10 protein-coding genes are annotated in these 14,614 nt (G+C 63.2%); 6 read left to right on the top strand and 4 right to left on the bottom strand.

All coding sequences use genetic code 11. The annotated features are described in order from the left end of the window. Positions 1-5: 5 nt before the first annotated feature. The 4 genes from I8746_RS08665 to I8746_RS08650 all read right to left on the bottom strand — a co-directional run bounded on the left by I8746_RS08665 (position 6) and on the right by I8746_RS08650 (position 5,421). On the bottom strand, positions 6-1,433 hold the full coding sequence (locus I8746_RS08665; protein WP_017148317.1) for a sigma-54 dependent transcriptional regulator: 1,428 nt from the start codon (positions 1,431-1,433) through the stop codon (positions 6-8). After that, entirely contained in the window at positions 1,402-2,895 is a 1,494-nt protein-coding gene (locus I8746_RS08660) for a sensor histidine kinase (protein WP_012052187.1), read from the bottom strand. The genes I8746_RS08665 and I8746_RS08660 overlap by 32 nt, the downstream gene beginning before the upstream one ends. Positions 2,896-3,201: 306 nt before the next feature. Then, positions 3,202-4,653 carry a HAMP domain-containing sensor histidine kinase gene (locus tag I8746_RS08655; protein ID WP_010954289.1) on the bottom strand — a complete coding sequence of 484 codons (1,452 nt, stop codon included), beginning with the start codon at positions 4,651-4,653 and terminating at the stop codon, positions 3,202-3,204. Between the two features lie 174 nt (positions 4,654-4,827). Next, positions 4,828-5,421, bottom strand: coding sequence for a lytic transglycosylase domain-containing protein (locus I8746_RS08650; protein ID WP_014756921.1), 594 nt, complete (start codon positions 5,419-5,421; stop codon positions 4,828-4,830). A 185-nt stretch (positions 5,422-5,606) separates the two neighbouring features. On the opposite strand from I8746_RS08650, the gene gspG reads away from it, so the two are divergent. The 6 genes from gspG to I8746_RS08620 all read left to right on the top strand — a co-directional run bounded on the left by gspG (position 5,607) and on the right by I8746_RS08620 (position 14,551). Beyond that, positions 5,607-6,032, top strand: coding sequence for a type II secretion system major pseudopilin GspG (gene gspG, locus I8746_RS08645; protein WP_012052184.1), 426 nt, complete (start codon positions 5,607-5,609; stop codon positions 6,030-6,032). 11 nt (positions 6,033-6,043) lie between these two features. Beyond that, on the top strand, positions 6,044-7,234 hold the full coding sequence (locus I8746_RS08640) for a type II secretion system F family protein (RefSeq protein ID WP_161774062.1): 1,191 nt from the start codon (positions 6,044-6,046) through the stop codon (positions 7,232-7,234). A gap of 191 nt (positions 7,235-7,425) precedes the next feature. Beyond that, complete coding sequence (gene mexE / locus I8746_RS08635; RefSeq protein WP_003253847.1) at positions 7,426-8,667, top strand: multidrug efflux RND transporter periplasmic adaptor subunit MexE; 1,242 nt, start codon at positions 7,426-7,428, stop codon at positions 8,665-8,667. 12 nt (positions 8,668-8,679) lie between these two features. Continuing rightward, positions 8,680-11,859, top strand: coding sequence for an efflux RND transporter permease subunit (locus I8746_RS08630; protein ID WP_003253849.1), 3,180 nt, complete (start codon positions 8,680-8,682; stop codon positions 11,857-11,859). Beyond that, entirely contained in the window at positions 11,856-13,271 is a 1,416-nt protein-coding gene (locus I8746_RS08625; RefSeq protein WP_003253851.1) for an efflux transporter outer membrane subunit, read from the top strand. Before I8746_RS08630 ends, I8746_RS08625 begins: the two co-directional genes overlap by 4 nt. A gap of 224 nt (positions 13,272-13,495) precedes the next feature. Beyond that, a complete protein-coding gene (locus I8746_RS08620; RefSeq protein ID WP_221100457.1) occupies positions 13,496-14,551 on the top strand; it encodes a tetratricopeptide repeat protein in 1,056 nt (351 codons plus the stop codon). Positions 14,552-14,614 lie beyond the last annotated feature (63 nt).

Raw genomic sequence — 14,614 nt, 5'->3', positions numbered from 1 at the left:
CTGTACTACCACTGACGCTTGTCAGGCCGGGTCAGCCCCAACTTCTCGATCCGGTAACGCAGCATATCCCGCGACAACCCAAGCATCCGCGCCGACTTGGTCACGTTCCAGTCGGTGCGGTCCAGGGTCTTGCAGACAAGGTCACGCTCCATGTCAGGCAGGCTTGTACCCGGCTCTGGCTCGTGCCGCGGCATTTCGAACATGGCCGCCATCGGCTGTTGCGCCAACGGCTCGTCAACCAAGGTCATGCACAGGTTCAACTGATGCGCCTGGACCACCTCGTTCGGCGCCAGCAACACGGTCTGCTCCAGCATGTTGCGCAATTCACGCACATTGCCAGGCCAGCTATAACCGAGCATCAGGCTTTCGGCCTCGGCGGAAAAGCGCAGGTTCGGCTTGCCGTAACGCCGGCTATGGTGGGCAAGGAAATGCCGCGCCAGTAGCAGAATGTCCTGCCCGCGTGAATACAGGCGCGGCACCTTCAGGGCGATAATGCGAAGCCGGAAGAACAGGTCACGCCTGAATTTGCCCTGCTGCACCATTTGCTCCAGGTTACAGTTGGTGGCGCTGATCACCCGCAGATCCACCTTGCGTTCCTTCACCGCACCAATCCGGCGGATGCTGCGGTCCTCCAGCAACTTGAGCAGCTTGGCCTGCAGCACCAGGTCCATTTCGCCGATCTCGTCAAGGAACAGGGTGCCGCCATCGGCAGCCTCCACCAGCCCCACCCGGCGCTCCTTGGCATCGGTGAACGCGCCCTTCTCGTGGCCAAACAGTTCAGCCTCAAGCAGGTTGGCAGGGATCGAAGCGCAATTGAACTCGATGAACGGCCCTTTACTGCGCGAACCATCAAAATGCAGGGCACGGGCCACCAGTTCCTTGCCCGTACCGGTCTCGCCTTCGATCAGCACCGGTGGCAGGTCGTCACTGGCCATGCGCCGCTCGGCATCGAGCACCTGGCGCAGGGTGTGCTTGAGGGTGAGCATCACCGGCGACTCGCCGATCAATGCCTGCAACCCGGACTTCTGCGCCTCACGCTCCTGGTAGAATGACAGTGTGCGCTCCATACGCTCGGTAGCCAGGGCCTTGTCCAGGGTCAGTTTGAGCTCGGCCAGTACTACCGGCTTGGTCAGGTAATGAAAGGCGCCCTCCTTCATCGCCTGCACGGCATCTTCGACATTGCCGTAGCCGGTCATCATGATCACTTTAAGGTCCGGCGCGCGGGCCACCAGCGTCCGCAGCAGGTCGTGCCCGCTCATGCCTGGCAACGAGTTGTCGGTCAGCACCGCGTCAGGTTGCGCCCGCTTGATCTGCTCCAGCGCCAGCTCCGCGCTGTGGCACACGATGACTTCGTAGCCCTTGAGGCTGAGGTAGGTGCGAATGTTGTCGGCAAGGATTTCATCATCCTCGACGACCAGGATGCTGTGCTCCATGTTCCCCTCCCGCTGCAATATTGAATGTAAGGCTGACGCGGGTTCCTTCCTCTTCGCGGCTGCTCAGGCTGACCGAGCCGCCAAAACGTTCCATGATGCGTTTGACCAGGGCCAGGCCTACACCGAGGCCACCCTGTTTGGTCGTGAAGAACGGTTTGAACACCATCCGTTCCTGCTGTTGGCTCATGCCTTTGCCCGTGTCTGTCAGCACGAACTCGGCACGCTGGCCTTCTTGCACATTGACCTGGGCATTGAGCATCCCGCCCGCGGGCATGGCCTCCAGGGCGTTGGAAAACAGGCTGTTGAGAATTTGCGTAAGCTGTAGCGGCTGGCTGACCACCCACTGCACATCAGGCCCTTCGAAATGAAAGCGCACGCCGTTGCGTTCGATCTGCTGGGCGAAGGCCAGGTGGGTGTCCTCGATGGCCGCCACCAAGTCCACGGCCTCGGGTTCGTCACTGGCCGGGCGTAGCGACACCAGCAGGTCGCGCACCCAGCGCGACATGCGGTCGACCTGGCTGATGATGTCAGTGATGTTCTTCTGCGCAGCAGGGTTGGCTGTTTCCTGGGCAAGTTCGGCGCTGGAGCGAATGTTGGCCAGCGGGTTACGCATGCTGTGAGCCACGGCCGACGACATTTCTCCCAGCGCCACGTAGGTTTCGCTTGCCACCAGCCGCTCCTGCTGCAGATGCAGCATGCGCGCCGCACGGCGCACGATCCAGAACAGGCCGAAGTAAATCAACGCCCCACCCACCAGTGTCGAGGCCCAGATCAGCACATAGCCACGCTGGATGCGCCGAATGAGGTCCTGCGGCTCCTTGTAGATTTCCACCATGGCCAATACCTGCTCACCCTGGCTGTCGAACAGCGGGATGTAGTTCTCGATGAACAGGTAACGCGGTGCGCGCTGGAACTTCTGCTCTTCGCGATCCTCGGCGGCCTTGTGATAACTGGCCGACACCGCCTTGCGCGAGCGGAAGGCGCGCTCAAGATCGCCATCAACTTCTATCTGCTTGCCAATCAGCTCTACGTTGGTGGACCAGACAATGGTGCGGTCGCGGGCATAGACGTTGGCCAGCAAAGTGTCCGGCAGGTGCTCGACATGATCGAGGAACTCGACGCGGGTCGATTCGGCCAAGGCCGGGGTGAACTGCAAGTGCTGCAGGTCCAGCCGCGGGTCCAGCAATTCGCCCATGGTGGTGCCAGGCGGCAATTGCGAATGACGCACTTCAGCCTGGGCCATTGCCTGAATGAACTGCGCGGTGAGCATGGCATCGCGCTGCACGCTGTCGCGCACCACGAAGCGCGTCGAAACGTAACCCAGCCCACCTGCCACCGCGGTAATGATCAACAGGCTGATCACCGAAAACCAGCGCAGCAGGTTGAATTCACGCAAGGGTACGGCCCGTCCGCTGGCGGTCGCATTGGCCTTGTCGGGCGCTTCGTCTTCCAGCATCTGCATCGCGTGGTTCCCGCGCAGGGCGTACGTTCAGAACTGCATCAAGGCCAATGGCAGCAGCCACTGGGTAGCAATCCACCTGGGCAGTCGCAGCTGCCATTTGTCGCGTGTCGCGCTTCACAAACTTCGCTGCAAAAACTTGGCCAGCAAGACCATACCAAATTAAAAACTTTATTTTTCAGTAGGTTGCAAAAACTTATTAAGAATAATTATAGGATGATTCCCCACATCTGGGTGATTATCACCCAAAAACTTAAATCCTTTTTATATCAATATCTTACTAAATCATATTGATGTCATTTGACATATTCAGGCCAGCCGGAAGCTTAACGAAACCCGCGTGCCATGGCCTTCGCTGCTGCTGAGCCGGACCGTACCACCGAAACGTTCCATGATGCGTTTCACCAACACCAGCCCCACCCCCAGCCCACCCTGTTTGGTGGTAAAGAACGGTCGAAAAGCCATACGCTGCTGCTCTTCGTTCATGCCCTTGCCATTGTCGGACAGGCGCAAAGTCAGGCTGCGCCGGTTGTGACGTACCACCTCGATACGCAACCGCCCGCCCTGCTCCATCGACTCCAAGGCATTGGCAATCAGGCTACTGAATACCTGGCGCAGCAATACCGGGTGCCCCAACACCTGCACGGCCGGTAAGGGTTGCAGGTCCAGGCTTACCCCGCTGCGCGCCAGCGGCACAGCGTAGGTCTGCAGGCTTTCCTGCAACGCCTGCGGCAAGTCCACTGCCAATACCTCGTCGTTCAGCGGGCGCAGTGACTGCAGCATCTGGCGGATCCACTGCGACATGCGATCGACCTGGCTGATGATATCGTTGACCTGGCGTTGCGCCGGGCCTTCGTCGAACGCCTGGGCCAGTTCGGCACTTGAGCGGATACTGGCCAGTGGGTTGCGCAAGCTATGGGCCACCGCCGAAGACACCTCACCCAGTGCCACGTAGGTTTCGCTGCTGATCAGTCGTTTCTGCTGCACCGCCAGCAGCCGTGCGGCGCGGTGCATGATGCCGTAAAGGCCGACATAGACCAGTGCAGCGCCGACCGTGATAGCCAACCAGATCAGGATCAGGCCACGTTCGATGCGTACGATCAGGTCGTGGGGCTCCTTGTAAATCTCGACCATCGCTGTGACCCGATCGCCATCGGCATCGAACAGCGGAATGTAGTTCTCAATGAACAACTGCTTGGGCGGGGTGATGAACTTCTGCTCGGCGCGCGCCTGTTCGAAATTGTGGTAGCTGGCCGAGACCCGCATCTTGTACTCGAAAGCCTGATCCAGGTCTTCGTCGCCTTCGATCAGCTTGCCGATCAGCGCCGGGTTGCTGGACCAGATCACTGTGCGGTCCAAGGCGTAAATATTGGCCAGCAGCATATCGGGCAGGTGAGCGATATGGTCAAGGAACTCGCCGCGGGCCTTGCGCCGGGCTTGCGGGTCGACGTCGGGCAAGTTATTGCGGTCGGTGCGCGGATCGAGCAGTTCGCCCATGGTCCGCACATTGGGGATCGACACATGGCGCACTTCGGCATCGGCAATGGAGGTGATGAACTGTGCGGTGAGTAACGCATCACGCTCGACGCTCTCGTCGATGATGAAGCGGCTGGAAATCAGCCCCAGCCCGGCAGCCACCGAGAGAATGATGGCCAGACTGACCCAGGCATACCAGCGCAGCAGGTTGAATGGCTTGCGCGGGGCGGCCAGCTCGCTACCGGCAGGCACTTCAAGAGTGACGGAACGAGGGGCGACGTCCATAACGGACTCCTCAGCTGGGCACCTTCAGAAGGTTATAGCCCAGACTTGGGGAAACCATAATATTAAATTGATGGCATCCGCCGAAGGGTATTTATTCCCTCCTCACTTCAACTACCCGAAACAGCCTGAGGGTGGCGCGTCCCCTGCAGGAATCCGTGAGCTGCACGCCCGTTGTTACAAAGACGAATCATCAGCCAACCCTTGCAACTTTCGATACTCCCGCAGCACCGTCGGCACATAGCGCCGTGTCTCGGCAAACGGCGGCACGGCACCACGCCGCAGCACAGCATCCGGGCCGGCGTTGTAGGCCGCCACGGCCAAGGTGATGTCGTTGTCGAACAGGGTGAGCATCTGCTTGAGGTAGCGTGCCCCGCCCTGCACATTGTCTTCCGGGTCCAGGCGGTCCTGCACCCCCATCTCGCGGGCGGTGTCCGGCATCAGTTGCATCAACCCCACCGCACCCGCCCGCGAACGGGCTTTGGGGTTGTAGCCGGACTCGGCCTTGATCACCGCGTGCAGCAGCGCCGGCGGCAGGTTGTGGAGGCGCGCAGCCGTGGCGACTACCTTGGCGTAAGGGCGGCCGGTGATCATCTGCGCGTTGACCGGCCCGCCCTGGGCCAGCGGCTCGCTGATCACCTTCTCATAGTGTCGCCCTGGTCGATGGACATTGGTTAGTACGTAGCCACCCTTGGCATCGATTGAGATGTACACATCGGCCTGGGCAGCACCTGCCGCCAGCCAGATCAAACCGAGGATGAGTCCACGCATGCCGGTCGCCTCTTCGTCGTGGCCCCCGATGTGGGGGAAATGCCCCGGAAAACCCGAGGACATTCACCACGACGCAAGCACTGTGCCGCTTCCTGTGCCGCATGGCGCAAGGCCCCAAGGCAGACGTGCACGGCTGTTGCATGGTGCATGTCAACGCTTGTCCCCATGCAGTGGAGGGTTTCACCATGCAGCGCAGAACCAACCCGCAACGTGGCTTCACTCTGCTTGAACTCCTGGTGGTACTGGTAGTACTCGGCCTGCTGGCCGGCATCGTCGCCCCCAAGTACTTCAGTCAGCTAGGCCGCTCCGAGGCCAAGGTAGCGCGGGCGCAGATCGAGGGGCTGAGCAAGGCCCTGGACTTGTACCGTCTGGAGGTCGGCCACTACCCCAACAGCGAACAAGGCTTGCAGGCGCTGGTGGTCGCGCCCAGTGGCGAGGCTCGCTGGACCGGCCCGTACCTGCAGAAGGCCGTGCCGCAAGACCCGTGGGGCCGCCCTTATATCTACCGGCAACCTGGCGAGAACGGCGGTGAGTACGACCTGCTGTCGATGGGCAAGGACGGCCAGCCGGGTGGCGATGGCGAAAATGCCGAAGTTACCAGCTGGCAGTAAGGAGAGCAGCCATGCGCTACAGCCTCAAGGCCCTGGGTAGGCAGGGCGTGGTGCAGTTGCAGATCGACGCCGAGGACGCCGACCAGGCCCGCCGCCAGGCCGAAGACCAAGGCCTGCGTGTGCTCAGCCTGCGCAGCAGCGGCGGCGCCCTGCGCGGCATGGCCTGGCGCCGTGAAGCGGCGTTCGACCTGGTGCTGTTCAGCCAAGAGCTGTCAACCTTGCTCAATGCCGGCCTGCCGCTGATCGACGCACTGGAGAGCCTGGCGGAGAAGAGCCCGGCAGCGACAGCGCGCAAGGTGCTCGCCGAGCTGGTGCGCCAGCTGTACGAAGGCCGCTCACTGTCCCAGGCGCTGGGCCAGCAACCGCGGGTATTCCCGCCGCTGTATGTGGCGCTGGTGCAGTCCAGCGAACGCACCGGTGCTCTGGGCGACGCCCTCACCCGCTACATCAGCTATCGCCAGCGCCTGGACCTGGTCCGGCAGAAACTGGTGGGTGCCTCGGTCTACCCGTTACTGCTGTTACTGGTGGGGGGCGGTGTGGTGCTGTTCCTGCTCGGCTATGTGGTGCCGCGGTTCAGCCAGGTGTTCGAGGGCATGGGCACCGAACTACCCTGGCTATCCCGGGTGCTGATGCAGGTCGGCCTGTTTCTGCATGCCCAGCAAGCGCCACTGGCGCTGGGTACCGCCGGTGGGGTCGCGGCGCTTTGGCTGCTACGCCGGCACCCGCGTGTACGGTACTGGGCCTCCTGCCAACTGCGGCGCCTGCCAGCACTGCACCAACGCCTGATGATGTACGAGCTGGCGCGTTTCTATCGCTCGCTGGGCATCCTGCTGCAAGGCGGGATTCCCATCCTCACCGCCATGGGCATGGCCCGCGGCCTGCTCGGCAACGCAGCAGCACAGGGCCTGGAGCAGGCCAGCCAGCGGGTGGGCGAAGGGCTGCCGCTCTCCGATGCACTCGCGGCCGGGCACCTGGTGACGCCGGTATCCCTGCGCCTGCTGCGCGCTGGCGAGCAGTCTGGCAACCTGGGCGAGATGCTGGAGCGCTGCGCCGACTTCCATGATCAGGAAATCGGCCGCTGGGTGGAATGGTTCGTCAAACTGTTCGAGCCGCTGTTGATGACCTTCATCGGCCTGCTGATCGGCCTGATCGTGATCCTCATGTACATGCCAATCTTCGAGCTGGCCTCAAGTATTCACTGAATGGCCAGGCCCAGGCTTTCGCGTAACGTAGTGCCCGCACAGGCGGTGCCCTGCGTGCAACCCTGGCAGCCATCGATAGTTGATCCCCACTTATCATTCAGCGTGATATTAACCTTCGTCCCGTTCGATTCGTGCCTCGCGCGCAACACACTCACACTCCGCCCACTACTAATACTTTGGCGGAGTTCTCCATGGAACAATCACTCAAACCTTTGCGCTTCCCCCTCGCTGCCCTGGCAGTGGTGGTGATCAGCGCTTGCGGTCGAACCCCCGACGCCGTGCAGGCTCCCGCCGCGCCGAAGGTAAGTGTGGCCAAGGTGATCGAACAACCGATCACCGAATGGGACGAGTTCACCGGCCGCCTCGAAGCCCCGGAAACCGTCGAAGTGCGCCCGCGGGTCTCCGGCCAGATCGACCAGGTCGCCTTCACCGAAGGCGCCCAGGTCAAGAAAGGCGACCTGCTGTTCCAGATCGACCCGCGCCCGTTCCAGGCTGAAGTCCGCCGTCTCGAAGCCCAACTGCAACAGGCCAAGGCCACCGCCATCCGCAGCGCCAACGAAGCCCGCCGTGGTGAACGCCTGCGTGACAGCAACGCCATCTCCGCCGAACTGGCCGAATCGCGCAGCAGTGCCGCCGCCGAAGCCCGTGCCGGCGTCGATGCGATCCAGGCCCAGCTCGACCTGGCACGCCTGAACCTCAGCTTCACCCGCGTCACCGCGCCCATCAGCGGCCGTGTCAGCCGCGCCGAGTTCACCGCCGGCAACATCGTCACCGCCGATGTCACCCCGCTGACCAGTGTGGTGTCCACCGACAAGGTCTACGCCTACTTCGACGCCGACGAGCGCGTGTACCTCAAGTACACCCAGCTGGCCCGTGAAGGCCAGCGTAGCCAGAGCACCCCGGTATACCTGGGCCTGACCAACGAAAGCGGCAACCCGCACCTGGGCCAGATGAACTTCGTCGACAACCAGGTCAACCCGCGCACCGGCACCATCCGCGGCCGCGCGGTATTCGACAACAGCAACGGCCAGTTCACCCCGGGCCTGTATGCGCGCCTGAAGCTGGTCGGCAGCGCCCAGTACGACGCCATGCTGATCAACGACGAAGCCGTGGGCACCGACCTTGGCAAGAAGTTTGTGCTGGTCATGGACAAGGACAACAAAGCCACCTACCGCGCCGTGGAACTGGGGCCAAAGCTGGAAGGCTTGCGCATCGTGCGCAGCGGCCTGGGCAAGGACGACCGCATCGTGGTCAAGGGCCTGCAGCGCGTGCGCCCTGGTTCGCCGGTAACCCCGGAAGAAACACAGATGGCCAGCGAGCAAACCCTCGCCGCCCTCGCCCAGCAGCGTCAGGCCCTGGAGGCCAGCAACCCGGCGCCGAAGGTGGCGGGCAACAACGTGAAAGTCGCCAGCGCCCAGGCGCCACGCGGTTAAGGGACCCTACCGATGAACTTCTCGAAATTCTTCATTACCCGGCCGATCTTCGCCGCGGTGCTGTCGCTGGTGCTGCTGATCGCGGGTTCTATCTCGCTGTTCCAGCTGCCGATCAGCGAATACCCCGAAGTGGTGCCGCCCACCGTGGTGGTGCGCGCCAACTTCCCCGGCGCCAACCCCAAGGTCATCGGCGAAACCGTTGCCGCGCCGCTGGAGCAGGCCATTACCGGTGTGGAGAACATGCTGTACATGTCCTCCCAGTCCACTGCGGACGGCAAGCTGACACTGACCATCACCTTCGCCCTGGGTACCGACCTGGACAACGCCCAGGTGCAGGTGCAGAACCGCGTCACCCGTACCCAGCCCAAGCTGCCCGAGGAAGTGACCCGTATCGGTATCACCGTCGACAAGGCCTCGCCTGACCTGACCATGGTCGTGCACCTGACCTCGCCGGACAACCGCTACGACATGCTCTATCTGTCCAACTACGCCATCCTCAACATCAAGGACGAGCTGGCGCGCCTGGGCGGCGTAGGCGACGTGCAGCTGTTTGGCATGGGCGACTACTCGCTGCGCGTCTGGCTGGACCCGAACAAGACCGCTTCGCGCAACCTGACAGCCAGTGATGTGGTCGCGGCAATCCGTGAGCAGAACCGCCAGGTGGCCGCCGGCCAGCTGGGCGCGCCACCTGCCCCAGGTTCGACCAGCTTTCAGCTGTCGATCAATACCCAGGGCCGTCTGGTCAACGAGGAAGAGTTCGAGAACATCATCATCCGCGCCGGTGCCGATGGCGAGATCACCCGCCTGAAAGACATCGCCCGGGTCGAACTCGGCTCCAGCCAGTACGCCCTGCGCTCGCTGCTGAACAACCAGCCGGCGGTGGCCATCCCGATTTTCCAGCGCCCAGGCTCCAACGCCATCGAGATCTCCGACGAAGTGCGGGCGAAAATGGCCGAGCTTAAAAAGGACTTCCCGGAAGGGATGGACTACAGCATCGTCTATGACCCGACCATCTTCGTGCGCGGTTCCATCGAAGCAGTGGTGCACACCCTGTTCGAAGCCTTGGTGCTGGTGGTGCTGGTGGTGATCCTGTTCCTGCAGACCTGGCGCGCCTCGATCATCCCGCTGCTGGCTGTGCCGGTCTCGCTGATCGGTACCTTCGCGGTCATGCACCTGTTCGGTTTTTCACTCAACGCACTGTCGTTATTCGGGCTGGTGCTCGCCATCGGTATCGTGGTGGACGATGCCATCGTCGTGGTGGAGAACGTCGAACGTAACATCGGGCTGGGCCTGAAGCCGCTGGAAGCCACGCAAAAAGCCATGAGCGAAGTGACCGGGCCGATCATCGCCACCGCCCTGGTGCTGTGCGCGGTGTTCGTACCTGCAGCGTTCATTTCCGGCCTGACCGGGCAGTTCTACAAGCAGTTCGCCCTGACCATCGCCATCTCGACCGTCATTTCGGCGTTCAACTCGCTGACCCTGTCGCCAGCCTTGGCCGCGGTGCTGCTCAAGGACCATCACGCACCCAAGGACCGTTTCTCGCGGTTCCTCGACAAGCTGCTGGGCAGCTGGCTGTTCTCCCCTTTCAACCGCTTCTTCGACCGGGCCAGCCACAGCTACGTCGGTGGCGTGCGCCGGGTCATCCGCTCCAGCGGCATCGCCCTGTTCGTGTATGCCGGCCTGATGGGCCTGACCTACCTCGGCTTCTCGTCCACGCCGACCGGTTTCGTGCCGGCCCAGGACAAGCAGTACCTGGTGGCCTTCGCCCAGCTGCCAGACGCGGCCAGCCTCGACCGTACCGAAGCGGTGATCAAGCGCATGAGCGAAATCGCCCTCAAGCAGCCTGGCGTGGCCGACTCGGTAGCCTTCCCGGGCCTGTCGATCAACGGTTTCACCAACAGCCCTAACAGCGGCATCGTGTTCACCCCGCTCAAGCCATTCGATGAGCGCAAGGACCCGAGCCAGTCGGCGGCAGCCATCGCAGCCGCGCTGAATGCCCAGTTCGCCGACATCCAGGACGCCTACATCGCCATCTTCCCACCGCCGCCGGTACAGGGCCTGGGCACGATTGGCGGCTTCCGTCTGCAAATCGAAGACCGTGGCAACCTGGGTTACGAAGCGCTGTACAAGGAAACCCAGAACATCATCGCCAAAAGCCACAACGTCCCAGAGCTGGCAGGCCTGTTCACCAGCTACCAGGTCAACGTGCCACAAGTCGATGCCGCCATCGACCGGGAAAAGGCCAAGACCCACGGAGTGGCGATCACCGACATCTTCGACACCCTGCAGGTTTACCTGGGCTCGCTGTACACCAACGACTTCAACCGCTTTGGCCGCACTTACCAGGTCAACGTCCAGGCCGAGCAGCAGTTCCGCCTTGATGCCGAGCAGATCGGCCAACTGAAGGTGCGCAACAACCTTGGCGAGATGATCCCGCTGGCGACCTTCCTCAAGGTCAGCGACACCTCCGGGCCGGACCGGGTCATGCACTACAACGGCTTCATCACTGCCGAGATCAACGGCGCTGCTGCCCCGGGCTACAGCTCTGGTCAGGCGGAAGCTGCGATCGAGAAGCTGCTGAAAGAGGAACTGCCCAACGGCATGACCTTCGAGTGGACCGACCTGACCTACCAGCAAATCCTCTCGGGCAATACCGCATTGCTGGTGTTCCCGCTGTGCGTGCTGCTGGCGTTCCTGGTGCTGGCCGCCCAGTACGAAAGCTGGAGCCTGCCGCTGGCGGTGATCCTGATCGTGCCGATGACCCTGCTGTCGGCCATCACCGGTGTGATCGTCTCGGGTGGCGACAACAACATCTTCACCCAGATCGGCCTGATCGTACTGGTGGGCCTGGCGTGCAAGAACGCGATCCTGATCGTCGAGTTCGCCAAGGACGAACAGGCCAAGGGCCTCGATCCGCTGGCTGCGGTGCTGGAAGCCTGCCGCCTGCGTCTGCGGCCGATCCTGATGACCTCGATCGCCTTCATCATGGGGGTAGTGCCCCTGGTGTTCAGCTCCGGTGCTGGTTCGGAAATGCGCCATGCCATGGGTGTGGCGGTGTTCTCGGGGATGATCGGCGTGACCGTGTTCGGCCTGTTCCTGACCCCGGTGTTCTTCTTCCTGATCCGCCGTTTCGTCGAGCGTCGCCAGGCCCGCAAGGCTGAACACGCTCAAGTGCTGGAGAACCATGCATGAACCTGCTCAAACCCTTGACCCCAAGCTTGCTGGCACTGGCCCTGGCGGCCTGTGCGGTAGGCCCGGACTACCAGGCGCCAGCCACCGAACCTGCTCAACTGGGCAGCGATGTGCAGGCCAAGGCCTACGACCGTAGTCGCTTCGAGAGCCTGTGGTGGAAGCAGTTCGACGACCCGGTGCTGAACCAGCTGGTGCAGGCTTCGCTGGACGGCAACCGTGACTTGCGCGTAGCTTTCGCCCGCCTGAAGTCGGCTCGCTCGATTCGCGAGGACGCCGAAAACGACCCGTTCCCGGTGGTCACCAGCCGTGCCAGCAGCGATCTCGGCAAAGGCCAGATCCCCGGCCAGACCACCGAGCGGGTCAATAGCGAGCGCTACGACCTGGGCCTGGACATGGCCTGGGAGCTTGACCTGTTCGGGCGCATCCAGCGCCAGATCGAAGCCAGCGAAGCCCAGGAAGCGGTGGCCGCCGCCGACCTGCAACAGTTGCAGGTCAGCCTGATCGCCGAGCTGGTGGATGCTTATGGGCAGCTGCGTGGCGCGCAATTGCGCGAGAAAATCGCCCTGGCCAACCTCAAGACCCAGCAGGAATCGCGCACCATCACCGAAACCCTGCGCGATGCCGGCGTGGGCAACGACCTCGACGTGGTGCGTGCCGATGCCCGCCTGGCCGGGGTCGAAGCCACCGTGCCGCAACTGCAAGCCGAACAGGCACGGGCGCGGCATCGCATCGCCACCCTGCTCGGCCAGCGCCCTGACGCGCTCAGTGTAGACCTGTCGCCCAAGGCCCTGCCGGCCATCGCCAAGGCGCTGCCGGTCGGTGACCCGGGTGAGCTGTTGCGCCGCCGCCCGGACATCCGCAGCGCCGAGCGCCAGCTGGCGGCCGCCACCGCCAACGTTGGCGTGGCCACCGCCGACCTGTTCCCGCGCGTCAGCCTCAGTGGCTTCCTCGGCTTTACCGCCGCCCGCGGCTCGCAGATCGGCTCTTCGGCGGCCAACGCCTGGGCACTGGGCCCGAGCATTACTTGGGCGGCCTTCGACCTGGGCAGCGTGCGGGCCCGCCTGCGCGGCGCCAAGGCCGATGCCGAAGGGGCACTGGCCAACTACGAACAGCAGGTGCTGCTGGCACTGGAAGAGTCGGCCAACGCCTTCAGCGATTACGACAAGACCCAGCAGCGTCTGCTGTCGCTGATGCGCCAGAGCGACGCCAGCCGCAAGGCTGCAGAACTGGCCTCGATTCGCTATCGCGAGGGTACCGTGGACTATCTGGTACTGCTCGATGCCGAACGTGAGCGGCTAAGTGCTGAAGATGCACAAGCTCAGGGTGAAGTCGACCTTTATCGCGGCATCGTCTCGATCTACAAGGCCCTGGGTGGCGGCTGGCAACCGGAGACGGTGGCCAGCGCACACTGATTCCACTGCCTCAACGACTCCTTTGGTTGGCTCCTCCCCCAACCGTTTGCCCCGCAGGCCATGGCCCGCGGGGCTTTTTTATGTTTGCCATCGTATTCACCCCAATACGCAGTGCATGGAATGCCACCGCAGGCCTGGCGACTGGCCAACGGCGTGCCCGGTTCGGTTGCATTTACCCCCCGGCTGGCCCAAGCTCTGCCCTTCCCGCCGCCACGGATCGTCCGATGCCCAGACGCAACCGCTACCTGATCGCCCTGCTGTTGTCGATTCTGGTATCGGCCCTGTTCGGCTACCTGTGGCACGACGCCCCGCCAACCCCGCCGACCTTGCCAGCACACAGCTACGCCAAGGCGCTGCGCCAGGCCCACGACGGCCAGCCCGGTGCCGCACGGGTGCTGTACCAGCAATTGCAACGAACCGACCTGCCTGCGATCCGCCGTGCGGCGCTGTACGCCGAGTTGCCCAACTACCCCTCGCCGCAGGCGTTGAAACTGGCCCGCCAGGACCTGGAACATGGCGAGCCGCTGGTGCGTCGAGCGGCCATTGCCAGTATCCGTCGCCTGTTACCGCCAGCACAGCGCAGCCTGGTACTCGGCCCGCTGCTGGACGACCGTGAGCAAAGCGTGCGTTTTGCCGCCGTGGATGCCCTGCTGGGCCTCGATCCCGACGCCATCGGCCTCTATTTCGGCCCCCTGCAGTCAGCCCTGGAGCAATACCAGCAAGCCCTCGAGCAACAGCCTGAAGATGCCGACGCCCAAGTGCACCTGGCGCGCCTGTACCTGCACGAAAACAACTACACGCACGCTGCTGTGGCCTTGCAACGTGCGCTCGCGGTTGCCCCCGACAACCTCGATGCCCTGGCGACTCAGGTACGCCTGCTTGAGCGCCAGGGCCACCACGACGCCTCCCGCCAGGTGCTGGGCAAAGCCCTGGCGCTGAGCCCCGACTCGGCCTTTCTGCAGTATGAGCTTGGGCTTTGGCTGAAGCGCCACGAACAGCGCGAGTACGCCTTGCTGGCCCTGTCCCGCGCCGTCGAACTGGACCCGGACAACGCCGATTACCGTTATACCCTGGCGGTCACCCTGCATGAGCTGGACCAGCTCGACGCCGCCCAGAAGCAACTGGAAACCGTGCTCAATCGCCAGCCAGCCAATCGCCGGGCGCGGGTGCTGCTGATCCAGTACTGGAAAGAGTCCGGCCAACTGCAGAACGTGCAAGTTTCGCTAGCCGAGCTGGAGCGCCAGAACCCGGACGACCCTGCGCTGCAACAGGGCCTGTAGGCAGTGCCTGGATTCAGTTGAACCCTGAGCCTGCGCCAGGGTCCAGTGGGTATCAGGCCACCC

The organism is Pseudomonas sp. USTB-Z (assembly GCF_019691255.1).
GTDB lineage: Bacteria > Pseudomonadota > Gammaproteobacteria > Pseudomonadales > Pseudomonadaceae > Aquipseudomonas > Aquipseudomonas alloputida.
This window is presented reverse-complemented; position numbering and strand designations above follow the sequence as displayed.